The organism is Shewanella sp. S1-49-MNA-CIBAN-0167, assembly GCF_040310145.1.
In the GTDB taxonomy this organism is placed as follows: Bacteria; Pseudomonadota; Gammaproteobacteria; order Enterobacterales; family Shewanellaceae; genus Shewanella; species Shewanella psychromarinicola.
In genome coordinates this window covers 107,049-133,879 of the sequence record NZ_JBEOPO010000008.1, presented here as the reverse complement: position 1 = coordinate 133,879, position 26,831 = coordinate 107,049, and the positions used below count along the sequence as shown (strand labels likewise).

At 40.8% G+C, this 26,831-nt stretch carries 21 protein-coding genes; 6 read left to right on the top strand and 15 right to left on the bottom strand.

The annotated features are described in order from the left end of the window. Positions 1–700 precede the first annotated feature (700 nt). Positions 701–1,261: a D-glycero-beta-D-manno-heptose 1,7-bisphosphate 7-phosphatase gene (gmhB, locus tag AAEZ00_RS05690; protein ID WP_351075263.1), complete on the bottom strand. Its 561-nt coding sequence runs from the start codon at positions 1,259–1,261 to the stop codon at positions 701–703. Positions 1,262–1,463: 202 nt separating this feature from the next. Between gmhB and AAEZ00_RS05685 the strand changes: the two genes are divergently transcribed. Both AAEZ00_RS05685 and AAEZ00_RS05680 read left to right on the top strand, forming a co-directional pair. Further along, on the top strand, positions 1,464–2,138 hold the full coding sequence (locus tag AAEZ00_RS05685) for a GntR family transcriptional regulator (RefSeq protein WP_101034690.1): 675 nt from the start codon (positions 1,464–1,466) through the stop codon (positions 2,136–2,138). Between the two features lie 125 nt (positions 2,139–2,263). Further along, the gene (locus AAEZ00_RS05680; protein WP_351075260.1) at positions 2,264–3,340 is read left to right on the top strand and encodes a ketoacyl-ACP synthase III; all 1,077 of its coding nucleotides are present in this window, start codon (positions 2,264–2,266) and stop codon (positions 3,338–3,340) included. 64 nt (positions 3,341–3,404) lie between these two features. On the opposite strand, the gene AAEZ00_RS05675 is transcribed toward AAEZ00_RS05680, so the two are convergent. The 4 genes from AAEZ00_RS05675 to AAEZ00_RS05660 form a co-directional block, all read right to left on the bottom strand. Then, entirely contained in the window at positions 3,405–4,094 is a 690-nt protein-coding gene (locus AAEZ00_RS05675) for an exonuclease domain-containing protein (protein WP_351075258.1), read from the bottom strand. Continuing rightward, positions 4,094–5,941, bottom strand: a complete 1,848-nt coding sequence (locus AAEZ00_RS05670) for a DUF294 nucleotidyltransferase-like domain-containing protein (protein WP_101032073.1) — start codon at positions 5,939–5,941, stop codon at positions 4,094–4,096. The genes AAEZ00_RS05675 and AAEZ00_RS05670 overlap by 1 nt, the downstream gene beginning before the upstream one ends. 131 nt (positions 5,942–6,072) lie before the next feature. Next, positions 6,073–7,791, bottom strand: coding sequence for a sodium:solute symporter family protein (locus AAEZ00_RS05665; RefSeq protein WP_101032074.1), 1,719 nt, complete (start codon positions 7,789–7,791; stop codon positions 6,073–6,075). A gap of 12 nt (positions 7,792–7,803) precedes the next feature. Next, positions 7,804–8,070 (bottom strand): DUF4212 domain-containing protein, encoded by a 267-nt coding sequence (locus AAEZ00_RS05660; protein ID WP_101032075.1) that lies wholly within the window; start codon positions 8,068–8,070, stop codon positions 7,804–7,806. A 362-nt stretch (positions 8,071–8,432) separates the two neighbouring features. Between AAEZ00_RS05660 and AAEZ00_RS05655 the strand changes: the two genes are divergently transcribed. Then, on the top strand, positions 8,433–10,595 hold the full coding sequence (locus tag AAEZ00_RS05655) for a diguanylate cyclase (RefSeq protein ID WP_351088435.1): 2,163 nt from the start codon (positions 8,433–8,435) through the stop codon (positions 10,593–10,595). Here AAEZ00_RS05655 and AAEZ00_RS05650 read toward each other — a convergent pair. Then, positions 10,582–12,084, bottom strand: a complete 1,503-nt coding sequence (locus AAEZ00_RS05650) for an alpha/beta hydrolase (RefSeq protein ID WP_124011747.1) — start codon at positions 12,082–12,084, stop codon at positions 10,582–10,584. The two genes, AAEZ00_RS05655 and AAEZ00_RS05650, sit on opposite strands and share 14 nt — an antisense overlap. Before the next feature lie 103 nt (positions 12,085–12,187). On the opposite strand from AAEZ00_RS05650, the gene AAEZ00_RS05645 reads away from it, so the two are divergent. Further along, positions 12,188–12,772, top strand: coding sequence for a DUF6942 family protein (locus AAEZ00_RS05645; RefSeq protein WP_233768548.1), 585 nt, complete (start codon positions 12,188–12,190; stop codon positions 12,770–12,772). Positions 12,773–12,775: 3 nt separating this feature from the next. Here AAEZ00_RS05645 and nadE read toward each other — a convergent pair whose 3' ends face one another. The 6 genes from nadE to recR form a co-directional block, all read right to left on the bottom strand. Then, the gene (gene nadE, locus AAEZ00_RS05640; RefSeq protein WP_124011748.1) at positions 12,776–13,606 is read right to left on the bottom strand and encodes an NAD(+) synthase; all 831 of its coding nucleotides are present in this window, start codon (positions 13,604–13,606) and stop codon (positions 12,776–12,778) included. A 114-nt stretch (positions 13,607–13,720) separates the two neighbouring features. Continuing rightward, on the bottom strand, positions 13,721–15,025 hold the full coding sequence (locus AAEZ00_RS05635) for an inosine/guanosine kinase (protein ID WP_124011749.1): 1,305 nt from the start codon (positions 15,023–15,025) through the stop codon (positions 13,721–13,723). 473 nt (positions 15,026–15,498) lie between these two features. Next, positions 15,499–16,143 carry an adenylate kinase gene (adk, locus tag AAEZ00_RS05630; protein WP_101032079.1) on the bottom strand — a complete coding sequence of 215 codons (645 nt, stop codon included), beginning with the start codon at positions 16,141–16,143 and terminating at the stop codon, positions 15,499–15,501. 135 nt (positions 16,144–16,278) lie between these two features. After that, positions 16,279–17,142, bottom strand: a complete 864-nt coding sequence (locus tag AAEZ00_RS05625) for a tetratricopeptide repeat protein (protein ID WP_124011750.1) — start codon at positions 17,140–17,142, stop codon at positions 16,279–16,281. 66 nt (positions 17,143–17,208) lie between these two features. Continuing rightward, entirely contained in the window at positions 17,209–19,122 is a 1,914-nt protein-coding gene (gene htpG, locus AAEZ00_RS05620) for a molecular chaperone HtpG (protein WP_124011751.1), read from the bottom strand. Positions 19,123–19,403: 281 nt separating this feature from the next. Next, positions 19,404–20,003 (bottom strand): recombination mediator RecR, encoded by a 600-nt coding sequence (gene recR / locus AAEZ00_RS05615; RefSeq protein WP_101032082.1) that lies wholly within the window; start codon positions 20,001–20,003, stop codon positions 19,404–19,406. Positions 20,004–20,575: 572 nt separating this feature from the next. Here recR and AAEZ00_RS05610 point away from each other — a divergent pair. Beyond that, positions 20,576–21,412: a GGDEF domain-containing protein gene (locus AAEZ00_RS05610; protein WP_351088434.1), complete on the top strand. Its 837-nt coding sequence runs from the start codon at positions 20,576–20,578 to the stop codon at positions 21,410–21,412. A gap of 1,249 nt (positions 21,413–22,661) precedes the next feature. Further along, positions 22,662–23,138, top strand: a complete 477-nt coding sequence (locus AAEZ00_RS05605) for a Cif family virulence factor (RefSeq protein WP_124011753.1) — start codon at positions 22,662–22,664, stop codon at positions 23,136–23,138. Positions 23,139–23,515: 377 nt separating this feature from the next. Here AAEZ00_RS05605 and AAEZ00_RS05600 read toward each other — a convergent pair whose 3' ends face one another. The 3 genes from AAEZ00_RS05600 to AAEZ00_RS05590 form a co-directional block, all read right to left on the bottom strand. Further along, positions 23,516–24,637 carry a zinc-binding dehydrogenase gene (locus AAEZ00_RS05600; RefSeq protein WP_124011754.1) on the bottom strand — a complete coding sequence of 374 codons (1,122 nt, stop codon included), beginning with the start codon at positions 24,635–24,637 and terminating at the stop codon, positions 23,516–23,518. 408 nt (positions 24,638–25,045) lie between these two features. Further along, positions 25,046–25,708, bottom strand: a complete 663-nt coding sequence (locus AAEZ00_RS05595) for a glutathione S-transferase family protein (RefSeq protein WP_351088433.1) — start codon at positions 25,706–25,708, stop codon at positions 25,046–25,048. Positions 25,709–26,357: 649 nt separating this feature from the next. Continuing rightward, the gene (locus AAEZ00_RS05590; protein ID WP_101032086.1) at positions 26,358–26,690 is read right to left on the bottom strand and encodes a YbaB/EbfC family nucleoid-associated protein; all 333 of its coding nucleotides are present in this window, start codon (positions 26,688–26,690) and stop codon (positions 26,358–26,360) included. Positions 26,691–26,831 lie beyond the last annotated feature (141 nt).

Genomic DNA, 26,831 nt, shown 5'->3' with positions numbered 1-26,831 from the left:
ACTCGGAAGAATCTAAATAATGTTTGTACATATTACTATGAACACTCATCGTTGCATTGAGTTGAAATTTTTTGATTATCAAAAACAGTAAACTGTTTTAAATAATTTCGAATAACTCAATACCTGTGAATGTCCACACAGATTACTTGATAAATTGTTAAAGAGCGGACCTGGTAACTAGCGTAAGACGCTGCGTTCCGTGTCAGTGGGGTGTATTATAGGGAAAACTTTTTATAGCGCAAGGGCTTTCTACGGTTTTTATGACTATTACGACCCAACTGCACACTATTTAAACTTAAAGTCATATTTATTGATGTTTTTGCTGACTTTATAACCAAAAAAGCCTCGCTACAGCGAACATTAAATTTATTTTTCTTACCTATATAAGGCTTATTATGCGGCTTATGGTGGTTTAAGTGGGTAATTTAGCTTGTTTAGAGCAAAAAATTACTGAAACGACGTTAATTTGATGTTAACTCCGTAGCGACTTTTAGTAGTACCAACGATTTCGCGTTAATGGATGACATACCTTTATTTGGCTTAGGGGTTTGTTAGCAACAAAAATAAGCTGACTAGTATATAAAGGAAGATAAAGTCTAAAACGAAGTAAATGGTTACACTGAAAATCTCTGTTCATATATAAGTGGGTGAAAGCTTATATATGAACAGTTGAAATGATAGCTTTGAATTCGCGATTCTATTATTTTGCGAGTAATTGACTTAGCAGACTCGGAACGTCAGCGATACTGTCAACCACGGCACTGGCAAGTTCAACTCCGGCTTCGTCTACTACTTTACCTGAACGAACCAAAATGGCAGTCTTAATGCCAGCCGCTCTTGCGGCCCGAATGTCATCGGCTTTATCACCTACCATGACAGACTGGCTTAAATCTATTTTTAAAAACTGCGCTGCATCTACCAGCATACCCGGCTTAGGTTTTCGGCAATCACAATCTTGCTTATATTCGCCTAGGCCTTTTTCTGGATGATGCGGGCAATAATAGATACCATCAAGTTCGACACCTTTATCGGCAAAGTTCCAATCCATCCATTCAGTTAAATGATGGAAATCGTCTTCACTGTACATACCACGAGCAATACCAGATTGGTTAGTGACGACTACTAATAGGTAACCCATTTGCTTTAACGCTAAGCATGCCTCAAACACACCATCGATATATTCAAAATCATCCACAATATGAACATAACCATTGTCTTTATTGATCACGCCATCGCGATCGAGAAATACTGCTTTATTCAACCTAACACTCCTTAAACTCTATACTGTTGTGATTATCCCATTGAGATGAATTGGGTGCTAGTCAATCTGAATATTTTTGTAAATTTGTTTATTTAGCGACTTTTATAGCCTTGATTTTCATAATTGCAGAGGTTTCACTTTATAAAACGGCGCCTAAGCGTTACTCTTGCTCGAAGAATTTAGTGATAAACTATTAGAGTACATGAGCAATATAACTCCTATTATTCATAAAACCCGCACGCAACTTGTTGTTGAAGTGCTCAGAGAACGGATCCTTTCTGGTGATATACAAGGAGGGGAACCCCTTAGGCAGTCTGCGATTGCAGATCAATTAAACGTAAGTCGCATTCCTGTACGTGAAGCGTTAGTACAATTAGAAGCTGAAGGCCTGATCAATTTCGAACCGCATAAAGGAGCCACAGCAACTCTTTTATCTGTTGAACAAGTCACTGAATTATTTGAATTACGCGCTATGATCGAATCAGATTTATTGGCTAAGGCCATTCCTAACTTAACTGACGATGATCTTGGTGAAGCTGAAGTCGTTCTCGCTCAACTTGAATTGGCATTTAAACTCAAAGAGTCAGTGGCCAGTTGGAGTGAGCTTAATACTCGGTTCCATACTCGTTTATATCAAGCCGCTAATCGCCCTCATACAATGGAAGTGGTTAACGGGTTAAACACCAATTGTGATCGCTATATTCGTCTGCAGTTGTTGTTTACTGGCGGGATCCCTATTGCAGAAAGAGAGCATAGAGTGTTACTCGAATTGTGTAAGGATCGAGACATAGAGAAGGCAACTATTTTATTGCGTGAGCATATCTTGCATGCCTCAGCGTTGATAACGAAACTGGTAGAACAAAAAATCAAGTCATAAAAATAATAATAAATCTTAGCCATGAGCATTTAGTATCAACAACTTAGTATCAAAAAATTAATATCAAGCTATTGATATTGTAAATAATTTTAATTAACTATTGAAACGTATTGAGAGAATTTCTTATGCATTATGCACACATTACCGGTTGGGGTAAGTCTGTTCCACCCGCAACATTAACCAATAAAGATTTAGCCACGTTCATGGACACAACGGATGAATGGATTAAAACACGCACTGGGATCAGTAAGCGTAATATTAGTCACGTTAATACTTCTGAAATGGCATCTGTTGCGGCTAAGCATGCTCTTGCTGCTGCTGGGATTGATGGCAGTGAATTAGATTTAATTATTTTAGCTACCGCCAGTCCTGATACTTTGATCCCCAATATTGCATCAACGGTACAGGCCGATATTGGCGCTACATGTGGTGCATTTGACATTAACGCTGCTTGCAGTGGTTTTTTGTATGGCGTTGGGTTAGCCAGTTCAATGATCAAAAGCGGTCAAAGTAAAAAAATTCTTATTATTGGCGCTGAACGTTTATCTTTTTACCTAGATTGGTCTCGTCGTGAAACAGCGGTGCTCTTTGGTGACGGTGCTGGTGCTGTGGTACTTGAAGCCAGTGATCAACCCGGTGGTGTATTAGGTTATGAGTTAAATAACGATCCTGAAGGTCGCGATATTTTAAAATCCAGTTTTGGCACCCAAATGGACAGATTTGATAATGACTCATTAGACTTTTATATCCACATTAACGGTCAAGAGGTGTTTAAACGAGCTATTCATGGCATGGGTAATCTCAGTAATAAAGTCTTGGAAAAATGTGGTATTGATATCAATGATGTTGATTTTGTCATACCACACCAAGCCAATGAACGAATCATTGATACCTTAGTGAGCCGGATGAAAATCCCTAAAGAAAAAGCTTTCATCAACATTGCTGATTACGGTAATACTTCAGCAGCTACAATCCCGATTGCCATCTGTGATGCGTTGTCTCAAGGGAGAATTGAAGCCAATCAAACAATTTTGTCATGTGCGTTTGGGGCCGGATTAACCTCGGCAGCTTTGCTACTAAAGTGGGGAGAAAGAACAACCCCTATTACCATTAGCGATGCTAAACTACCTGACTGTGATAAAACCGCATTGGAACTAATCCAACCTGCAGTGGATTATTTTTTCAAAAAAGCTGAAAAGTAACCTTATCGCATAGCTTAAAAAAACCAGATTATTATCTGGTTTTTTTATTGATGCTATTTCACTATCACCGGGCAATCTCGATGATTTCACTTATCGATAAACGTTGTACATCCCCCATAGCCGCAACTTGCGCCAACAATAATTCCGCACACGATAATGCATCGATTAATGCATTATGAGCAGCATAGACGGGTAACCCATAGCGCGCTCTGCTGGCACCTAAACGCAATGATCCTTCTTTGAGCACTTGGTGATGCATTAAACAACGTTTTCGCTCGATAGCTAAGGTATCGATATACACCATGGGTATCGATTGCCCAAAACAACGTTGTAATTTATTTTGAATAAAATGAATATCTAACGGGGCGTGATGAGCGACTAAAATATGCCCCTGAGTCTGGGCAAGAAACCAGTTCAACGCCTCTCCAATTGATAATGCCATGTGTAATTGATTGTCGACGATCCCATGCACCGTTGCACTTGCCCCCACGCTGCCATCAATGGCAATCATAATATGCTGGGCGCGATTAAGCGGAATTTGGCCATCAACGATGGGCACTAAACCGATGCTGATCACTTGGTCGTTCTCAGGATCAAGCCCTGTCATTTCAAGATCAATCGCCATCAAGGGAGCATCTCGATATAATTGCGACAATGCCGGAGTAATCTCATCGATATAGGTCTTCAATTGTAGCGGTAATGTGGTCAATTTTTTGCGCCAAAGTATGGCTTTTATCCACCACAAATTGGCCATTAAAAACTCCTCATAAATTTAAGCTTTAACCCCGTTTGAGCATCATGGACCACCTTAAAGGCATCTCGAAGCTGATGGCGCATTAATGAAGAAAGATGTTGTGGTTTTAAAAAATTATTCACCTGCAAATTGTGAGTCACCTGGTAACCTTGATTTGCTAAGCGCATGTGGGCGATAAACTCATGGGCATCCGCCAAGTTAAGTGCATCTTTACGATTAATAATATTAGCGTCCATTAACGCTCTAATACGTTTAGCAGTATTAACCTCCTTGATGCCGGCACTTAAAGCATACACTCTGGCAATGTCATTAATTAACGCACTGCCTTTATGTTTTAAATCCATGCCTTTCACTTCACTGCCATCACGTTCAAGGACAAATTTCCTAAAAAAGCCTAATGGTGGCGATTCTGCCAGCGAATTACCCGCCATCCCTGCCAAAAAAATATCGTTATCTTGAGTTGAAGCAAGCACCGAATCTTGTAATTCGCTAAACAAGGTTATAGGACCAAATACTGGGCGCATATCGAAAAAGATGCTCGCGTGCATTAAGGCTTTTGGCTCTGGCGTATTAACCCATTGCGAAAAAAGCCCTTTCCATTTTACCAATGACAATCGCCATTTAGGGTTTTGCGCCATAATGTCACCTGGGCAATAAATATAACCACATTGATCTAAGCCTTTACACACCGCTTTTGTTAAAGCTTCAAAATAGGCAGCTGCAAACTCATCGGGTTCGTGTGCCAACAATAAGCCATTATCTTGATCAGAACAGGCAACCTGGTCTTGGCGGCCTTGTGAACCAAAAGCCAACCAGCAAAAAGCCATCGGAGCCTGACCTAGAAGTAGTTGATTTAGTTCGATGATCCGGCGAGTTAATGCATCGGTTACCGAGGTGAGCACCCGACCAATTTCTTCAGCTCTGGCATCGGCACTAATTAAGTTTTGTAATAGTAGCGGGATCTGCTTACTGACTTGAATAAGATTTTCTATGCTGCCTTGTCGCCCTATCTCGCCGATCAAAAGCAGAGGCTGTGAGCTTTGCGAACGCAATATATCTGTGCTGGTGATAATGCCTACTGCAAGGCTGCCATCAACTACCGGTAAGTGATGAATATTATGCTCACTCATCGCGAGCATGGCCTCAAACACTAATGCATTGGCATGGGTTGTCACCGGGTTGACTGTCATGGCTTGACTCACCAGCGTATTCACATCTAACCCTTCTGCAATAATCCGATTACGTAAATCTCTGTCGGTCAAAATACCGGTTAATTTTTGATTATCGATAACTAACACTGATGACACTCGATGTTCTCGCATCAGTTTGGCAGCATCGATCACACTCGCATGAGCGTCAATGATGATGGGCTTAGATGACATGATGGAAGTAATACGACTAGTTGTGGTTAAGTCTTTGGTGGTAAATTTAGCTTCATTGCGTAAACGTTTAGCAAAAGCGCGGGTAAAAAATTGATCAAATCCTCTATGTTGAGCTCGTAGTTGGCCAAACACAGTTTGCGGTACATGGTAGACTAAACCGTCTTCAAGGATCGCGACTTTATTGACTACCTTCTCACCCGATAATAAGGTGGAAAAACCAAAGCACTCCCCTTCACCTATTCGATCGACCAACACACCTTCGGGATCGCGCACTTCAAAAGCACCGCTACGAACAAGGTATAATTTGGGATTGTCTTTATCGAACTCAACAAATGCTGATGCCTTAGTGTAATACCCAATGGTAATCATTTTAGCGCAGTATTGAATGATCTCTTTGGGGAGAGTATCAAAAGGAGAATGGAGCGCTAAAAACTGTTCGACGGGTTGTAATTCACTGGCATCCATTAATCATTTCCCTATTGTGCATGGGTCAACAGTCTCACTATAGCAAAGCATTTCACTTAACGGCTATAGGACTTAAGACCAACAAAAAGAGCGCCTAAGCGCTCTTTGTAAACTGTGATAATTAAAGCTGATTAGTGATTTTGCGCTTCACCAGACCCTTTAGGGAAACGGATTGACTCCACCATCGCCACTATCTCGTCAGGAATTTTAGCGGTTACTTTACAGACCGCAAAGGCTATCGAAAAGTTAACAATCATTCCGACCATACCAATACCTTCTGGCGAGATACCAAATAACCAGTTTTCGGACGAATTGGCTGCCGGATTAATAAACTTGAAGTAAGCAATATAACTCGCAGTAAATAATAACCCGATCACCATACCCGAAATAGCCCCTTCTTTATTCATGGTTTTGGAGAAAATACCCATGATAATGGCTGGGAATAACGACGCAGCGGCGAGACCAAATGCAATAGCTACTACAGCCGCAACAAAACCTGGTGGGTTTATGCCAAAGTAGCCCGCCATAACAACCCCTAAGGCAGCGGCTATTCGCGCATACATTAACTCTTTCTTATCCGAAATATCCGGCATTAGATTTTTCTTGAGTAAATCGTGCGAAACAGACGTTGAAATCACCAGTAGTAAACCCGCTGATGTTGACAATGCTGCCGCTAAACCACCCGCGGCAACTAATGCGATAACCCATGCAGGAAGATTAGCGATTTCAGGCGTTGCCAGAACCATAATATCTCGGTCAATGGTCATCTCATTTTTTTCACCATTGGTGTAGAAAATGTTGCCATCGTTGTTCTTATCGTCCCACGTGATTAAACCGGTTTTTTCCCAGTTCTTAATCCACTCAGGTGCTGTTTCATAAGGTACACCGGTAGATTCTGGTCCATTAATGGTTTCAATCATATTAACGCGTGAGAATGCCGATAATGCCGGAATAGTAGTATACATAATCGCGATAAACACGAGTGCCCAACCCGCTGAGATACGTGCATCTTTTACTCTAGGAACCGTAAAGAAACGTACAATCACATGCGGCAAGCCTGCTGTACCAAACATCAATGCTCCAGTAATAAAGAACACATCGATCATGGATTTAGAACCTTCGGTATATTGAGAGAAGCCCAGTTCAGCAGACAGTCCATCAAGTTTATCGAGTAAATATACCCCAGTACCATTACCTGCAGCGTCCACTAACTCGGCCCCAAAACCAATCTGCGGAAAAATATGACCTGTCATCATTACCGAGATAAAAATAGCGGGCACCATGAAGGCAAAAATAAGCACACAATATTGCGCTACCTGAGTGTAAGTAATCCCTTTCATGCCGCCAAGTACAGCATAAAAGAATACGACCGCCATCCCGATATACACACCGGTTTCTACCTCTACTTCCAAGAAGCGAGAGAACACTACGCCTACCCCCCGCATTTGACCTGCAATGTAGGTAAAGCAAATGAAAATGGCACAAATAACCGCAACAGTTCGAGCTGTTTGAGAGTAATAACGATCACCGATGAAGTCTGGAACGGTAAATTTACCAAACTTGCGTAAATAAGGTGCCATACACAAGGCTAATAGAACGTAACCCCCCGTCCAGCCCATTAGATATACTGAACCATCATAACCCGTAAAAGACACAATACCGGCCAATGAAATAAACGATGCAGCTGACATCCAGTCCGCTGCGGTTGCCATACCGTTCATAACAGGGTGAACACCACCACCTGCAACATAAAACTCTTTGGTTGAACCCGCTCGGGACATAATAGCTATCCCGATGTACAGCGTAAAAGTCGCGCCGACAATAATATATGTTAGTGTTTGAACATCCATTTTTAGTGCCCCTTAGTCTTCGTGAACATTGTATTTTTTGTCTAACGCATTAGCTTTCGCTACGTAAACAAAAATCAGCGCCACGAATACATACATTGCACCCTGCTGCGCAAACCAGAAACCCAGTTTGAATCCCATGAAGGTAATTTCGTTAAGTACATCTACTAATATGATACCGCAGCCAAATGATACTGCAGCCCAGATGGCAAGCAAGCTAAGTACCAAGCGTAAATTCTCACGCCAGTAACCCGCTGCCTTTTCGTTATTTTCAAAACTCATTGCGACTCCCCTATGTTATTTTTTGTAAAGCCATTGTTAATTTAGCAACTTAGGGGGGGTCTACAATCAAGACCTTAGTCGTATCTCACGAACAAGCTACTGTTGCAAGCTATTAAATCACTTACTAATCATAGTTATACAGTAAAAAAACAAATAAAAGCCTCGATTGCCCATTCCATCGAGTTAGACCAAGGTCGAACAAAATTACCGCACAAAGAGACTTAAATGACGATCAATTAAAACAAAACGAGGCATTTACTAATAAAAAAGTCATCGTTTTCGTTGAAATATATTCGATTTCTTGAGATAAGTACTCGTATATCAACGAATCTTTTGATAATAAGAATAATAAGGATATTTTTTTGACGTTACCACGCATTAACCAACAGCACCTTTTATTCGCGATTATCTTGGGAGTAGTCGGACTGCTGATCAATTGTTTCCCAATTCAATTTTTTGCCAATGTGCAATTTGTACTAGGTAATACGATGACAGTCATTGCTGCCGTTTTATTAGGACCTTGGTACGCATTTGTAACAGCAATGATGGCATCAACAGGATTAATGCTGGTATGGGATAGTCCCCATGTGTATTTATTTTTTGGATTAGAAGCACTATTTTTAGGCTATGCGAGACGCCGTGATATCTATGCTTTATATGCCGACGCCGCTTATTGGTTATTAATTGGCGCACCAATGGTGTATTTATATGCGGTTTTGTTGATGGATATTCCACCATCTCACTTAGGCTTTATCATTTCAAAGCAAGGGATCAACGGACTCATTTATACCAGTCTTGCATCACTGCTGATTTTAGCTATTCCAAAGCTATGGTTTTTAAAAGATAAAGTAAAAGACCGCCATCGCAGACAATTAAGCGCGCAACTGACCTATTTTTTCACGTTGATGGTCACGTTAACATTACTGTTTTCGGCGTTAATCTTTAATTTTTATTCTTTAGAGCGTCAACAAGTCATGTTAAAACAAAATATGACAGAAGCGGTTGTGCATATCTCTACCGCGGCACAGAATCATATCGAAAACCATAAGGCCGTGATCCAAAATACCGCCAATCAATTAAATTTAATGGCCGATACGCCTGAGCAATGGCAAGCTATTTTATCGAGTTTGCATCAAAGCTACCCAAGCTTTATTAGCATGCTAATTGCCGATCCTGCCGCTAACATTGTCAACGCTAGCCCATTGTCAAGACTGCTCTCAATCCAAAAACAACAACAAAGCATCAATATTAAAGACCGCGAATATTTTATTGAATCGTTTTACAATCACCGCTTTTTTGTATCATCCGCCTTTCTGGGTCGCGGCTTTGGCAATGATGCCATTATTGCCATGAGTGCACCGTTTTATCTCGATGAGCAACACACAAAAATAGCAGGGATTATAGAAGGCTCGCTTGATTTGAGCCACTTTTCATATATTGATCAAGTCAATAAATACAGCACTGATGAATCTGTAGTGATGGTTGATGAGCAAAATCAAATTATTTACGCTTCAGAAAAGCTTGCTTTTAAACCACTATCACAATTTAATTTTGTCATAAACAAAGGTGTGTATCGCGCCAACCTTGACCTTATCAATATTCACCATACGACCTCAATTGTGCCTGAGTATATTTATACTCACCATGAATTGAATAATGGTTGGACTGTTTATATTTTAAAAGAGTTCTCACCATTACTAAAGTTGGCCGAAGAACAAATGTTTAGTAGTTTTATTCTGTTGCTGATTTCATTAGTGTGTACGTTTTATATATCAACAAAGCTGAGTACGTTATTGACCGTGCCATTAGAAGCAGTAGCCAATCAATTTAGTCAGCCCGATACAGGAAAAGCATCAACTATTGACGAAAATTCACCTAAAGAAGTGTTCAGCTTGTATCAACGCTTAGTGACCAGTAAACAACAACTGGTTGCTCATCAATTGGAGTTAGAACAGACCGTTGCTAACCGTACTGCAGAATTAGAAAAAGCCAACATAAAGCTAACTGAACTGGTTGATCGTGATCCTTTAACAGGCTTATATAATCGCCGTTATGCTGAACGTAAATTTGGTGAGCTATTGGATTTTTGTTTACGCAGTGAACAAGCTATTACCGTTGTCTTGCTTGACTTGGATTTATTCAAAAGAGTTAATGATAACTATGGGCATTTGGCTGGAGATGAGTGCTTACGAAACGTATCTCAATTAATGCAGACATATTTTAAACGTGACATTGATATTGTGGCCCGCTATGGCGGAGAAGAATTTCTACTGATTTTGCCTTTGTCCAACGCCTTACATATTGAACAACATCTCAATGGCTTTAGAGAAGCATTGTCACAATTAAATATCACCTCACCCGAAGATAAACAATCATTCAAAGTGACAGTTAGTATTGGCGCGATTACAGCAAATGCGGACTATAACGTGCAACTCGATAAGTGGATTAAAGTTGCAGATGATAATCTCTATCAAGCAAAACAGCAGGGACGAAACCGGACAATAATTAATATCATTTCTGACTAAACTTTAGCGGTTTATTATCCAATGATGACTCAGATTGATGTCCTTGAGTAAACGCATCAATTCGAGTCATCATATAAGGATAAAATGGATTCCATTTCTGACGTAACATGTCGTCGGCTGTCATACTAAAAATGCCCCGTTCACCTTGATAAATTGCTCTGCCTATTTGGATTTTATCAGGATTATTGCCAGATTGAGGCCCATAAAGCGTATCTTCAATCGGAAAGTTTAACGCCACATGAGATAATGAAAACACATCTTTAGGCCAAGTTAAATTTAACGCTAATACATCATTAGTTATCGATTTATCGGCTAACTCCCTTACCTGAACATGATGATCACGTTGCGGGTCATTTTCAAGCAAACTTAGGCGATAGGGTAACGGCTTAGACAGCCAAAAAGGGGCAAAAGATGCCAGTGGGTCTTGGAAAAGTAATTGGTTGTTGCTCCGAGTACGGTTGACGTCAAATAACACCAATTGATGGTTTTTGTTTGCCGGTAACCTTTGATATAACAAATCAACCACAGCAAGCGAAGATACCGTATCATCGACAACTGACTGAAACGTTAACATCGCCGGAATAGCATCTAACTGCTGCACCGATAATGACTCTAATAAGGTCTGATTACGCTGGGTTAACTGATACACAACATCACCAGCATTAACGGCAAACGATTGATATTTGAACGGATCATATTCTGTTTGAATGCTGTTCCAATACAGTTTATCTTGCCCAAGTAATTTCCCCAGTTTTGCTTGCCAGTAAGCACCTGCAGCAATAGGTGTAAGACCAATTGCTGGCGATAACATGATCATGCCATCAAAGCTCGTAGACTTATCCAAGCTGATATTCTCAAGTTCATGGTTTAACGCCAATGCAGCCCCAGTTGAAAAACCCACCACATAAATGGGTTTACCCGGCAGTTGTGTAGATAAGTGTGCCACGGCAAGTGACACCGCCCCAGCAAGATCAGGCCAGGTAATGTCGGTTAACCCAGACGGAATGGTACCGTGGCCGGGCAAACGCAATCCTAAAACATATGCCTGTTGCTTATAATGCTGTGCTAAATGCGACATCATATAGGGTGAATCAGACATGCCATGTAACAATAATAGGCCAAACTCTGCTTGTGGGTTTTTCCATTCAAATGAGCGATTCCAATTTTGCTGCCATAACCTAGGATCAGACAGACTATGGCGCTCATAACGATTAATAGGAGACGCTATTTCAGGCTGATACTGACGATAAACTTGCTGTTCTACTTCAGCAAATAGTTTATCTTCTAATAGTAAATATTGATTAAAATCAGTTAAGCCTGACTGCTGATGATATTCAGAGGTTAGGTGTGTAGTGTGCCACAATGATAAATTAGGCCGAGCATTAAGCATCCAAACGGCTGCGATAATTAACGCTAAAGCAATCCCCAAAGCAGCATAAAATGCGGCAAACAAAAAATGTTTAGTCGACCCAATTACAATAGCGCGCATAGTAAACCTTATTGAAAATAAATATCAAATGAACAACAATATAGCTTAACATTTACCGTCAAACCGCCAAACAATAGCCATCCTTAACTATAGTGGAAATGATATGTCATCAGCTTTATTTAGCCATATATGGGGGCCCATGAATCCCGATATCATTTTTTATTTACCTACGCCTCCAGCCTTACCGGAACATTGGCAAGCCACTCACGTTGATGCAGTAACACAACTCGTCGCATTGAATGGAAATCACTGGCGAAAAATTGTCACCATTATGGCTAAAATTTGCTGTTTAGAGCACGATATCAATGCTAACAAAGGGGCTTGTTGGAAGTTGATCCGCGACAATCTGTTTAGTGAATCTGCTGAACGGCATCAACCAAAAACCGACAAGAACATCAACAGTGACATTAAAACATCACGCTTACGTTGCCAATTACGTATTGTTAAAGCAGATGTTCATTATAGCGACGACTTAAAGCTGCCTTCTGTATGTTGGCATATTATATGTGGTAAAGAAGCCCAGCTACGAATGGGGATAACGGATCCTCGGCAATATTCATCACTGGATGACCAGCAAAAAATACAGCGCCAGCCCCCAGTGTTAATGACACCATATTTAGATTATCGACAATATTCTAATGCGCTCATTGAACTGACACGACAACACATCGCCGCTACAAAACATTAGCGATTAGTCGTAAATAGTCGCAATAGGCTCACGCTTATGTTGGGTACGTTTATAGATACTAACGAGTTTATCTTCAACTGATTGGGCAACGTCTTTACCTTCTAAGAAGTCATCAATTTGATCATAAGTCAGTCCTAAAGCGGCTTCATCCTCAAGTTGAGGTTTATTGTCTTCTAGATCAGCCGTAGCGGCTTTGTTAACTAATAGATCAGGTGCACCCAAATAAGCCGCTAACTGGCGTACCTGACGTTTATTTAGCCCAAACAACGGGGCTAAATCGCACGCGCCATCTCCCCACTTAGTATAAAAACCGGTAATATTTTCAGCACTGTGATCGGTGCCAACAACTAAACCACCTACTAACCCTGCAATATCATACTGGACTATCATGCGCATTCTAGCTTTGACATTACCTTTAAGAAAATCAATTTTGGCAGCATCTGTTGATGCTAAACCCGCCGCGGTGAGACCGGCTAGTGTGGCATTATGGATGCCAACAACCCCATCATGGACATTCACTGTCACCAGTTGTGAAGGCTGAATAAACTGACAGGCTTGTTGGGCTTCAGCTTCATCTTTTTGCACATGGTAAGGCAAGCGAACGCCAATGAACTGGTACTCGTCACTGACCTTTTCTTGATTAAGGCTATCCACTGCCAGCTGGCACAAACGCCCTGCAAGGGATGAGTCAACACCGCCGCTAATACCCAAAACTAAAGTACGACTGTTAGCTTCTATTAATTTTGCCTTGATAAAAGCAATTCTACGCTGGGTCTCAAACTCTGGCTCAATAGCCTTAAGTACATGCATCTCTTTTAAGATTTGTCCTTTCACGTGGCGCTCCTAATTGCTTATTAATAAACTAGATGTCGATATCTATTCTATAAAAATTAACACAAAAAAAAACGATAATGATGCATCATTATCGTTTTTTTTATCGACGACAGATCATCGTTCCCAATAAGACTCTTCTAGACTGTCTTCTCGCTCAGGCAAACCATGGGACAAACGTGGACTATGCTGAGCTAACACCTCGTATGCAACACGATTAGCGTATTTACACACTTGTGAAAATGATGAATAACATATGCCGTCTCGTTTATGTTTACTCGAGCCAGGTATATTGGTTTTATGGAAAGTATTGGCTGATAAATCATGAAGCAGCGCAGACAACGCACCATCGCCAGCACCATTGGTATTGCGAATTAATTCCGGCCCACCCATATAAGGTGCAATATGTGCGTATACTTTTATCGGCGTGTCACAATCTGCTTGTAATTTCGGTCGCGAAAACTCATAACGATTGAACTCGGGAATGGCTCCAGGTAATAAGGTATGACTGGTTTCGCGTTTTTCATTATCCTCAGTATAACCTGCGGTATAAAGTCCTATCTCCCCCGCCGTGGTTAACACCATGTCACACCATTCAAGAGCGGCTTCGCTGGCAAGTAATGGGTCTTTAAAACCGGTTAACGCTTCGCCTTCGTCTTCATTCATGGCTAAAATAGTGACATGTTCATTAATAAAATTTTGCCACCACTTTGGCTCTTCTTGAATTAAAAACCGCGTGCCTAAGGTTAACACGACTGGCACATCTGCCTCTTTGGCGTAATTAATCGCCGTCATTGCGGCATCAGTAATACCGTCACCGTCACTGGCACGCATTAAATATGCCGTGATGACTAATGCTGAACTGCCCTGCACCACCTCTTTATCGATATACTCTGGTGTTAGCTTATCCATGCATCCTTTACTAATCGCAAACGTGCGCTCACCACTGTCGGAAATCAGCGTAAAACAACGACCAATAGGACCGTCGACAGGTTGTAAGAAGTTGAGGTCGACCTTTGATGAGGTATGACATAAATAGCGATAAGCGTAGCTACCTACCATAATATGTTGGCTCATAACCCCAAAAAGCACTGAGCGGTCATCGGCTAAAATAGAATAATTGTGTACTGTGTTACCAATGGTGCCACCAGCAAACTCATCACTGATGATCTCATTGGACTTAAGTTCATTATACAAATGATGGGCTTGCTCATCGTTAATGAGCGTTGAGTTGCCTTTAGGTAAACCGTAACGCTGAAGTAATTCATCATCAACTTTGGCTTCGATATCCACCAGCGTCTGGTCAATCCCACAAATATAAGTAGAAAAAGGTTGAGGCTGCTGCGTAAGTTGAGCTAATAAAGGATCACGACTGTTTACAGGGAAATAGTGCTTGGACTTACGTTGACCAGGGAACTTCATATTGGACTCTCATAGCTTGGCATCCATGCAAGTGTGAAATTAATGATTACTGACACCCATTGAATTTTTAATGAGTTGTCATCCGCGAAAATGGCGGCAAATTTTATCATAGGTAAGCGTTAATTCTATATCACTTTTATCATTTTCACGGCCTAAATAACCTTAACTCGGGATAAGAGATGGATAGAGAGCTAAAATGCACAGTGTTTTGAGCGATTTTATTTAAAACGTGCCTTTTTTTACTAGCAAGGGCAATCTGCGCGTCAATAGCAGGCCTATTGTAAGTCAATGCAGCGTCGGTATTGCCAGGACAAAGAGCTGTTTGATAACCGTTTCCCACCCCGTTCAGAGGTAAACAGAAAGACGTAGATGTCCAATATCTGTCTATCATTACGTTTTCGAGTAATTAGCTTGTCCATTAAGCAATAAAAAAGCCTGCAATGCAGGCTTTTTATTGAGGCGTTAATTAGCGATTATTTTAGAATATTGGCCAATTGCTCACTAACTTTAGCAACAGATTGAGTACCGTCAAACTTGTTGTACTGAGTTTTACCTTCTGCTGCCACTTTGCCATAGTAATCGACTAATGGTTTAGTTTGCTCATGGTAAATACCTAAGCGTTTGCGTACGGTGCTTTCTTCATCATCTGGACGGATAGATAAATCTTCGCCAGTGACATCATCTTTACCTGCCACTTTAGGTGGATTGAATACCATGTGGTAAACGCGACCAGAACCAGAATGGACACGACGTCCGCTCATACGCTTAACGATTTCTTCGTCTGGCACATCAATCTCAATCACATGATCGATTTCAATTCCGTTTTCAGCCATTGCATCGGCTTGTGGGATCGTACGAGGAAAACCGTCTAATAAAAAACCTTTTTCACAGTCATCTTGGGTAATACGCTCTTTCACTAAACCAATGATAAGATCGTCAGAAACTAATTGACCTGCATCCATTACTTTCTTAGCTTCTAAACCTAATGCCGTGCCAGCTTTTACTGCTGCACGCAACATATCACCGGTTGAGATTTGTGGGATACCGTACTGCTCCATAATGAACTGAGCTTGGGTACCTTTACCAGCACCTGGGGCACCCAATAAAATAATGCGCATCTCAAAAGTCCTCTTTTAAGTTTGTGTTCTTTTTAGGGCGGCGATTTTCGCACATTTACCACACTATTAATAGCGCTTTTGTTATAACATTAGACCTAAATCTAATAAGGATTGTAACAAAATGGCTGCAATTGTTTAATACAATAAAGTATACAATTTACGCCGATATAAATTGGCTAACGCATTGCCTTGGCCAATCGCAGTTAAAATGTCCATGAAGACTTGTTTAACGTTACCCTCTGCAGCGCTCATGTCTTTTTGTAAAATAGCGAACAATAATTCGAGTGCTTCTTCATTACGATGGGCAACATTTAATGCTTTGGCTAAGATTAACACCGCATCAATATTGTCAGGTTGGTCGGCAACATTCTGTTGCAGTTGACGAATTTCAGGCGTATCTGCCGCATCTTCCGCTAACGCTAATTTGGCGACTAAATTGTGATAGTAACTATCTTGATCAGCTAAACCTATACGGGCTAGCAACACTTTTGCTTCCGCTAATAAACCTTGCTGTAACGCCACATCTATCATCACCAATGCAACTTCAGCTGGCTGATGCGCATCGTTATAAATGATTGTTAATTGGTCTGCTATTTTGCCCAAGTCTTGCGACGATAACTCGCCTTGGGCTAATTTTTGCTTAACCTCATCAAACGCTTGTATCCACATCGGCGGTAAATGTTTGTCGAGTATGTCGCAAATTTGTTGTTGGCTTTGTTGCCCAGCAAAACCATCAATCGGTCTGCCTTTATCTAAAATTAATGTGGTCGGTACATCTTGAATTTGGAAATAGTTAGCAATTTCTAACTCTGTTTCACAATCCACTTTGGCTAAAATAAATCGTCCAGCTTGTGCCGTTACCAGTTGTTCCAGCGTTTGTAACATCTGTACACTTTCGGGCTGTTGTTGAGTCCAAAATGCCAATACCACCATTTTTTGCATTGAGGTATCAACAACTTGCTGAATATTATCTTTAGTAAGATCGATGAGGTAGTCCATATTGCCTCCGCGGTATGACAAAAACAAAAGCGGACTTATTGTCCGCTTTTACTGCTTAAATCGAAGTTATTTTACACTCGCCAATAACATTTGATTGGTCAGTTTAATAAACGCTGATGGATCGGCCAGACTGCCTTTTTCTGATAACAACGCTTGTTGTAATAACAAGTTAGCCCAATCAGCAAACAGTTTTTCGTCAGCTTCGTTACTAAGATGTTCAACCAAAGGATGGGTTGGATTAATCTCAAATGTTGGCTTAGAATCTGGCACTGGCTGACCTGCAGCTTGCATCAGTTTAATCATCTGAGTCGACATTTCACCTTCACCGGCTACCACACATGCTGGCGTGTCAGTTAGGCGTGATGTAACACGAACTGCCGATACGCGGTCAGCAAGTGCAGCTTTAACTCGTTCAACAAGTGCTTTTGATTCTTCAGCAACTTTGTCATGAGCTTCTTTATCGGCCGCATCTTCAAGCTCGCCTAATTCTAAATCACCTTGGGTGACAGAATGTAACTTCTTCTCTTTGAATTCAGTTAGGTGGTTCACTAACCATTCATCGATACGCTCTGACATTAATAATACTTCAATGCCTTTTTTGCGCAGTAATTCAAGATGAGGACTATTTGCTGCGGCTTCATGGCTGTCGGCAACAATATAGTAAATCTTGTCTTGGCCTTCCTTCATGCGCTCAATATAAGCAGCTAATGACACCGTTGTGGCGGCCGAATTGTCATCAGTAGAAGCAAAACGCAATAGTCCTGCAATGCGCTCTTTGTTAGCAAAGTCTTCTGCTGGGCCTTCTTTTAATACTTGACCAAACTCAGCCCAAAAAGACTGGTATTGTTCAGGCTCATCTTTAGCCAGTTTTTCAAGCATACCTAACACACGTTTGGTGATCCCCACGCGCATTGCTGTAGTTACTTGATTATCTTGTAAAATTTCTCGAGATACGTTTAGCGGCAAGTCATTTGAATCGATTAACCCGCGAACGAAACGTAAGTAAGAAGGCAAAAACTGCTCGGCTTCATCCATAATAAACACACGCTGAACAAACAGCTTCAAGCCATGTTTATGGTCACGATTCCACATATCCCACGGCGCTTTGGCTGGGATATACAACAAGCTGGTGTATTCTTGTTTGCCTTCGACACGATTGTGAGACCATTTTAATGCCTCGCTGTAATCGTGAGAAATATGTTTATAAAATTCTTGGTATTCTTCTTCTGTGATATCTGACTTATTACGAGTCCAAAGCGCGGTGGCTTTGTTCATCACTTTCCACTCACCTTCGGTTGCCGCTACTTTCTCGCCATCAGGGCCATCAGACTCTGGTGTACCTTCATTCCACATTTGTACCGGAACAGAGATATGATCAGAATACTTAGTGATAATTGATCGTAGACGATAATCGTCAGCAAACTCGGTTTCTTCATCACGTAAATGCAGGACAATTTCAGTACCACGTTCATTTTTAGTAATACTGTCTACACTAAATGAACCTTCACCTTCTGACTCCCACAATACGCCTTCATTAGCCGCATGACCGGCAGCACGAGTTCGCACAGTGACTTTTTTGGACACGATGAAAGCAGAATAGAAGCCCACACCAAACTGACCAATTAATTGTGTGTCTTTTGACGCTTCGCCAGAAAGGTTACTGAAAAACTCTTTAGTGCCCGATTTGGCGATAGTGCCTAAGTGTTCAATGACGCTATCACGGGTCATACCAATACCATTATCAGTAATGGTTACTGTGCCTTTTTCTTTATTGGCACTAACACGGACGCGTAAATCACCGTTACCTTCATATAAGGCATCATCGGTTAAGGCTAAATAGCGGAGTTTATCTGCTGCATCGGCCGCATTTGAGACTAGCTCACGTAAGAAAATCTCTTTATTTGAATACAGAGAGTGGATCATCAACTGCAGAAGTTGTTTTACTTCGGTTTGAAAGCCATGAGTTTCTTGTTGTGACATGAATATTTCCCTTGGTGTTACGTTGAAACAATCACGAGTCGATTAATCTACTCGCCTTAAAAATCGGTGTTAACCAAGAGATGGGGGAACGTTACAATATTTTCAAGGGGCAACACCGCCTTGTTGAATAATAAATCATCCGTTAGGCTCAAATCAGGCCAATATGGCGAATAATGTCCGCCCCTATTACCCCATTAATCGCCCTTGATGGATGAAATAATGCCAGCAAACCTGATTAATGATCCGCTGGCACAGTGGTTTTCAATGAGTAAGCCGCTTTTCTACAGCGGAATACGACCATTAAATGACAAGGCTAAGGTGGTGCTATCAACATATTCAAGCTCACCACCGACAGGAACGCCATGAGCGATACGGCTAATCACCACATTGTGTCTCCTAGCCATATCCGCAATAAAGTGTGCGGTAGCATCCCCCTCAACGGTAGGGTTTGTGGCAAGAATAAGCTCGCTCACTTCATCAGAGATTAAATGGCGCTCAAGTAAGGCCAGACCCAGTTCTTCAGGACCAACACCGTCTAATGGCGACAAGTGCCCTAACAATACAAAATAGCGGCCATTGAAATGTCCACCCGCCTCAATGGCAAGCACATCGGCAGGGGTTTCGACCACGCAAATAATCCCTGCATTAATACGCCGATGGCTACTGCATATGGGGCATAAATCTTGTTCGGTAAATGTACGGCAACTTTGACAGTGGCCGACTTCAGACATGGCTTTTTGTAACGAATCGGCAAGCTTAAGGCCAACTTTACGTTCACGCTCAAGCAATTGAAACGCCATACGCTGTGCCGACTTAGGTCCGACGCCTGGCAAAGCGCGTAAAGATTGAATTAATTCATCGACCAAAGGACTAAATTTCATAAATTGCCAATACCTTAATAACTAAACTCATTGTGATGTTATTGGTGAAACCCTTTTTGTGATCAGCCAAGCCAATCTGCGATAGCACCAATGCAGTGCGATTATTATCTGTGCTGCGCTCGAATGCAAAGATTAATGCTTTTTAGAATAAATGAAGCCAACAATCGAGCCATTACAAAGTGTTTTTATTTAATGCTTTAACCAAATGCCCAGAGTCATCGTTACATCGAAGATATGTAAAGAGCTCAATTAATACTTCTTCTGCTAGGCTTGTTAATAATGATGAACACCGAAGCGGGTTCAAACAACCTCTGTTTATACTGCAGTAAAAATCTAAGTAACCAACCGAATTACAACAATATTCATTCATTTCATTAACGGGCTCACATAATCAGAAAAGAAGTTAATCTATATTTGAGAGCTATCACATTTTTGTTTAATCCATCTGATATTCTATCATTGTATCCCCGATATGTTCTGTGGTTCCAAGGACGATATTCACGACGATATTGAAAACCTCTCAAGGTTGAAGCGTTTTCAAAATTGAAGTGATACCAGAATAAGGACTTTATATGTACGATATTTTACCCGTATTAGGTAGCGGACTGGTTATTTGCGGAGCGCTATTACTGGCAATGGCCATCGCACCCGTATGGACGCTATTTCGTCAGCTACCGACAGGTAGATTACGCTATAGTTGGGGATTTCTTATTCTGCTGATCCTGTTTTTTATCGCAGGTTATGTCGTATACGCAAAATTTAGCTTAGTTAAAGCTTATCAACCACTCGATCTCGTCGTGCCGATTATATTTTTTTGCGGAGCTATTTTTGTATTTGTTGTTTGTAGCTTGTCACTCAAAACGACCAGCGACATCATGCAGTTGTATGCCCTCAAGCAGGAAAACATCACCGACTCACTAATGGGGATCTTCAACCGTCGTTACTTAGACCGTCGCCTTAAAGAGGAGACACAAAGGGCACAAAGTTACTCTAAGCCTCTGTCTATCTTTATGATCGATATCGATCATTTCAAAATCATTAATGATAACTATGGTCATCAGATTGGTGACTTAGTACTGAAAAATATCGCCCAAAATATCAAAGAGTCATTAAGAGAGTCGGATGTACTTGCCCGATATGGCGGTGAAGAGTTTGTGGTCATTCTTCCTCGAACTCAAATTTCTACATCCTATAAACTGGCTGAACGACTCAGGCAGGTTGTGGAGAACACTCAGTTGCCGCTGCCCAAAGAGCCTGGCATAGATATGCTTTCAATTGGGGTTACTGTGAGTGTTGGTGTCGCAGGACTAACGTCTGAGTGTAAAGACTACCTGTGTCTGATTAAAAATGCAGACAGAGCACTCTATCAGGCAAAACAAAATGGCCGCAACCAAGTAGTAATGGGGTAAAAATAGAAGCAGAGCAGCAATAAACGATACCCTAAACTATGACCTAAACTATGCCCTAAACTATGCCCTGTTGCCGATAAAACCCTATCGTGAGGTCTAATGATAGCGCTCAACTAGAAACAGACACTTTTTAAGCTAGTTTACTTTCAAAAATTGATTGGCGATATATAACCTAAAATGAACGACTTGGTTCACTGATGTAATAACTGACATAAACCCAAGTCGCACATTGCACTAGGTTTTTTGGCTAGCGTTAATATTGATACATGCATTCTGAGGTTAACGTTCTAAAGACGCGCTTAGTCAGTTAATTAACGCTCAACATTCTAACCGTTTTCTTTTTGATTCATGTGTATTCGGCTTTTTTAATAACCTTATCCTCGAAATAGTTTTCAGCAATGCATCATGACACTGGGGGTGACTATCAAGTACAAGGTTATGTCATTATTGAATAATAAGCCCTGGCGAATGCAGTTTATGGCTAACAATAAAAATGCGCAGATTAAATCGGCATTTCAATTTCGTCTGGCAAATGGTTGATTGTATATTACTAGCATTAACATACTATTTTATTTAATATTTTAATCTTTTAACCTCTTTATATTTTTAGGGTTATTTATGTCATAAAAATTAATCCTAAAATTTCCAATATAGTTCCAAAATAGTTTCTAACTAACTTTGTCTATAGAGTGCACCGAATTTTATAATAAGGAAATCGTAGTTTATAACCCAGCATACAAATTCAAAATCCGAACTTAAATAAACAGAAAATTAATGTTAAATAGCGACCAGAATTGACGTCATAAAATGCAGCTGTGTTAACGACGAGTCATGCTTTAAAACAGTCTACATTTAAGCGTTAACTTTATTTCACCTGAAAAACGTTGATACCAAAACAGACGTTATAAGATTTTAGTATAAGGACTGTTCATTTAGATTATAAGAAGTAAGCGTCATTAAATACTAATGTCATCGGCCTAATTCAACGTGACTAAAAATATCGCCACGCTAATGCTAAGGACGGAAATATTCTAAGCAATAGGAATAAGTTCATCTATACTTCAACACGAGCTTTAGTGTTTTTCATTCTAAAATTCATTAAAGGTCTTAATTATCATACTGCTAATATTAATATCCGACTAATGAGAGACGTTAATTCCACTTCTTGAAAATGGAGAGCCTCAACCTCCATGGAAATATAGCAACAGTCATGATAGATGAGTTAACAAATAGCAAAGGAGATACAATAATGAAAAAACTATTCATTGCACTAATTGGATTGTTAGTTATCACTGGCACATTTATTCAAACAGCGATGGCGACCGAGCAAGAGGTCAAAAAGACTATCATGGACGATAATGCTTATGTAAAAAAGAATCTCAAGGGGCTTGAAGGCACCTATTCGAACGAAGGCGCTATAGAGTTCTGGTCTAGTGGCGGACTGATCCAAACAATCAAAGCCGATGGACGGCTAGAAGAATATGACGCGTTCAATATCGATGTTAAACATATTCAAGTTACCATTTTGGTACCAGATAAAATTGCATTGGCCCATTATTATTCGGAGGGTTCTATGACTCCAAAAGGAAGTCCTGCTGTGGCAAATTATAGAACCCGAGTTAGCCAAGTATATACTAAGGAGGCTGGAAAATGGAAAGTACGGTCGTCACATTGGTCACCCATTATTGGTGGCTCTGGTACGAGTCAGACCGCACTAGTTGAATAAACCAACCTTTTTAAAAAATACGAAACCCCAAATTTTTCTTATAAACAATAAAAGAACCGTGATGGGATCCTTAATAAAGGACAGCAGGTATTCCATTACGTACTTCAGCATAATAGTCAGTTTATTATTAAATTATTGACGTTAAATAACTTTGGACATGGTTTCTTGGTCGCATAAATCATGCTCAACGGCTAAGAATGTTATAGTTCGTTGCTGGAAAAAACCTGTAAAAATTGCATCAATATTGCATCAAGAATTGGGTATGACTAGCTACATTTCTGTAGCAACTGTCCTGAACAACACCGTTATTCAGACCATGTTATTACACCAAACGAAAAAAGGGGATGTATCAACTACATCCCCATATGGCAAATTTACTACGCTTTATTTGGATTAATGAGGTATTTTTCACCGGTTTTTTTGGCGGTGTACTGCAAAATAATCGCCGGAGTCATGGCTTGTTCAAAACTTAATTCATCAGTAAATGCACTGGCAAAGGTGGTTTTGATTTCATTGGCCACTTGTTTTTGCAGCTGACCGATTTGCTGAGGTTGCAGCTTACCCAAGAATCTCATCAATAACCACCCTCCTATGCTCCATGTCATCCCGTATGCGCGGTTCAAGATGGTAGGAGAAAAGTCCAGACCACCGTATATATAAACTTGTTTATTAGATTCAGAGCCATAGGTATTAAAACCTACTGCGTCTTTACTGCCCGATTGTTCCATGGCGGTCAGTATATCGCTCACTACGTCGCCCCCACCTATGGCATCAAAGGCTAAGGTAGCACCGGTTTCATCTATGGCTTTATATAAGTCAGCCTTGAAAGTGTCACTGGACGAATCACAAATATACTTGGCACCAATCGCCTTGAGTATGTCCACCTGTTGCTGCTTTCTAACAATATTGACTAAAGGGACGTCTTGAGCCAGACAAATTTTATTTAGCATCTGTCCTAAACTCGATGCAGCGGCGGTGTGCACTAATGCCGTATGGCCTTCCATACGCATGGTTTCTACCATACCCAAGGCGGTAAGTGGGTTTACAAAAGAGGAAGCGGCATCATTGGCTGAGGTGCCCTCGTTGTGCACAATACAAGCTTGGGCTGGCACACAACAATATTGCGCATAAGCACCACCCGATAAAATGGCTACGGTTTTGCCCATTAACGCTTGTGCTGCTTCACTATTACCTGCAGCCACTACGGTTCCGGCTCCTTCATTACCAATGGGGAGAACCTGATCTAAGCGAGATTTAATACGGGGTAACATGCCAGGATAAAGAGGTGCATTAAGAGTTGATTTATCACCACTGAGCTGTGCAGCGGCTAAATTTGAAGGGCCAAACATAGGCCACATATCGGAAGGGTTAATAGGTGCCGCCTCTATACGCACTATTACTTCATGTGGTTTAGGGGCCGGCACATCAACATCCTTTAAGGACATTTCAAGTTGTCCATCTGAGGAGATAAGGGTAAATAGTTGTTTTGATGTTGTCATTATCGATTGCTCTCTTTCTGGTGTAAAAAGGTAAGTTCAAGTCTAGCCGTATGGTGTAAATATATTGAAATTTTGCTTTAAATATCAAAAAATCGCTATTACATCAATGGTTAAAACGGTACAGACGATTGGTTTTGCAGCATAGCCGTCTTGATGAAGTGTATACTCAGGGTCGATTAATGGCTCATTCACTAACCCCCCCTAGGGTATTAGGCCGAAGAGTAAGTATTACTGAGCTTAATATAAGAAATCGTTCAGATTACGTATAACAGGTTATTGATACCGAGGGGATATATACCAATCCACTTCTTTATCTGAATTGGTATGACTTTTTTTATTAAGATGATATGAATATTACAATGGCTTCATCTAGTAAATATTTAGATATGAAACGTTATTAGTGAGGGCTTATTTAGCAGCCGCTTTTTGCAAAATGCCGATAAATTCTGGGAAGGACTCTTCAGCTTGAGTATCGACTATTTTTGAAATCGGTTCGTTGCTCATAGTGTTCCACCACGCTTGTAGTTTTGGTGTTTTTTCCATAAAGTCTACTTCAAAGATTTTTTTCCCTACCATTACACCTGTCTTAAGACTGTATCGAACGACAAGATCTGTTTGCGTACACTTTTCACCCATCAAATAAGGGCCAAAGGCGGCCATGCTCTCTAGGCATGCAAAGGCCTTTATCAGTATGGGTAACATAACAGCACGGTTTGATTCTGATTTTGGCGCACCCATGAGTATTTCGGGTAAAAACCGTCTTGCGGATAGCTCCACATACAATTCGGCAATGCGCATCAATTCAAAGCCTTTTGCCCTTTGGAATGCATCGCTGGGCAGGATTGGCTTGTCTGGGTAATTATGCTCAATATACTCAAGGATGGCCGCAGTTTCTGATAGAAAACCGTGTTCTGTGCCAATACACGGCACTTTGCCCATAGGGCTTTTTCCCAAATATGAGGGATGGCCTGGATAAGTGCGCTCTTCATTAAAATCAATGCCTTTTAATAACAAGGCATGTTTTATCAAACCGTAATAGTTACTTGCGGGAAAGCCATATAAAGTGAGCATATTGTCATATTCCATAATTAAAGTGTCGATTAGCTTCTCATAAGGAATGTTAGAAATATAGGGTGTTAGTGAAATGGGCCGAGTTGACAATGTCCTAAGCAAAAAAGCCAGTTGGGGTCAGGTTGACATTAAATACCAATGATCACCTTTGGTGGCATAACCTTTACGTTTTTCAAGGCTGTGACAGCATGGATGTTGCACCCGTTATAAGTTGGTTTAGTGCGGATCAGCCATCTGATAATGCCTTTAAACATCAACGCGTAAAGACTTACATGCTTTCAGTTATGGTGAAACGCATCACCTAAAATATAAAAACAAATAAGTTGAGCGAAGACGAGTATTGCTAAGTCGTGAAATAAACCATATACGCGACCTGAGTTAAATACTGTCCCAAAAAATGGCTAGTACTGTTCCTACTTGGCTTGCGGATCAGATGGGGCATAGTGATAGGGAGGACTCAACAATCTATGGCAAATGGATCGCGGGTGAACGACCTGACCATAAAACTAAGAAAACTGAGAAAACTGAGAAAACTAAGAAGGCTAAGAAGGCTAAGAATGAAGACCCCAAATTCCTTTATAATTCCTAATGTAATTCCCAAGAAATGATAACAAGGGAATTACACGAGGAAAAGTCAGCATCTTAGCTTCTAGAAAGGCATTTTCATCCCTGGTGGTAATTGCATACCGCCAGTCACTTCGGCCATTTTAGTCTTTTGATTTTCTTCAATGCGACGAGCTGCGTCATTACACGCTGCAGCGATAAGATCTTCTAGCATCTCTTTATCGTCTTCCATCAAGCTTGGATCAATTTCAACTGTACGCACATTGTGGTTACCTGTCATGGTTACTTTAACCAAGCCAGCACCCGCTTCACCTGTCATTTCTGTGCGAGCAATTTCTTCCTGCATTTGAGCCATTTTGTCTTGCATCATTTGGGCTTGTTTCATTAAATTGCCCATACCGCCTTTTCCACCAAACATAGTCGTATCTCTCTCTAATTAAGGTTGTTAGCAAGTCGTCATAGTGACGCTAATCTTACTGAAATAAAATCGATTGGCAATCTAGCAAATACACTTTTGAGATGAAGATATATTCATTTTAAGCTAAATCACCGTATTTGT

Excerpts from the sequence above, each read along its gene's own strand:
- AAEZ00_RS05660 (WP_101032075.1), bottom strand. The coding sequence starts at position 8,070 with ATGAGTTTTGAAAATAACGAAAAGGCAGCGGGTTACTGGCGTGAGAAT.
- recR (WP_101032082.1), bottom strand. The coding sequence starts at position 20,003 with ATGAAATTTAGTCCTTTGGTCGATGAATTAATTCAATCTTTACGCGCT.
- AAEZ00_RS05600 (WP_124011754.1), bottom strand. The coding sequence starts at position 24,637 with ATGACAACATCAAAACAACTATTTACCCTTATCTCCTCAGATGGACAA.
- htpG (WP_124011751.1), bottom strand. The coding sequence starts at position 19,122 with ATGTCACAACAAGAAACTCATGGCTTTCAAACCGAAGTAAAACAACTT.
- AAEZ00_RS05670 (WP_101032073.1), bottom strand. The coding sequence starts at position 5,941 with ATGGATGCCAGTGAATTACAACCCGTCGAACAGTTTTTAGCGCTCCAT.
- AAEZ00_RS05645 (WP_233768548.1), top strand. The coding sequence starts at position 12,188 with ATGTCATCAGCTTTATTTAGCCATATATGGGGGCCCATGAATCCCGAT.
- AAEZ00_RS05590 (WP_101032086.1), bottom strand. The coding sequence starts at position 26,690 with ATGTTTGGTGGAAAAGGCGGTATGGGCAATTTAATGAAACAAGCCCAA.
- AAEZ00_RS05665 (WP_101032074.1), bottom strand. The coding sequence starts at position 7,791 with ATGGATGTTCAAACACTAACATATATTATTGTCGGCGCGACTTTTACG.
- AAEZ00_RS05595 (WP_351088433.1), bottom strand. The coding sequence starts at position 25,708 with ATGCTCACTTTATATGGCTTTCCCGCAAGTAACTATTACGGTTTGATA.
- AAEZ00_RS05635 (WP_124011749.1), bottom strand. The coding sequence starts at position 15,025 with ATGAAGTTCCCTGGTCAACGTAAGTCCAAGCACTATTTCCCTGTAAAC.
- adk (WP_101032079.1), bottom strand. The coding sequence starts at position 16,143 with ATGCGCATTATTTTATTGGGTGCCCCAGGTGCTGGTAAAGGTACCCAA.
- AAEZ00_RS05675 (WP_351075258.1), bottom strand. The coding sequence starts at position 4,094 with ATGGCCAATTTGTGGTGGATAAAAGCCATACTTTGGCGCAAAAAATTG.
- AAEZ00_RS05650 (WP_124011747.1), bottom strand. The coding sequence starts at position 12,084 with ATGCGCGCTATTGTAATTGGGTCGACTAAACATTTTTTGTTTGCCGCA.
- AAEZ00_RS05680 (WP_351075260.1), top strand. The coding sequence starts at position 2,264 with ATGCATTATGCACACATTACCGGTTGGGGTAAGTCTGTTCCACCCGCA.
- AAEZ00_RS05685 (WP_101034690.1), top strand. The coding sequence starts at position 1,464 with ATGAGCAATATAACTCCTATTATTCATAAAACCCGCACGCAACTTGTT.
- AAEZ00_RS05625 (WP_124011750.1), bottom strand. The coding sequence starts at position 17,142 with ATGGACTACCTCATCGATCTTACTAAAGATAATATTCAGCAAGTTGTT.
- AAEZ00_RS05610 (WP_351088434.1), top strand. The coding sequence starts at position 20,576 with ATGTACGATATTTTACCCGTATTAGGTAGCGGACTGGTTATTTGCGGA.
- AAEZ00_RS05605 (WP_124011753.1), top strand. The coding sequence starts at position 22,662 with ATGAAAAAACTATTCATTGCACTAATTGGATTGTTAGTTATCACTGGC.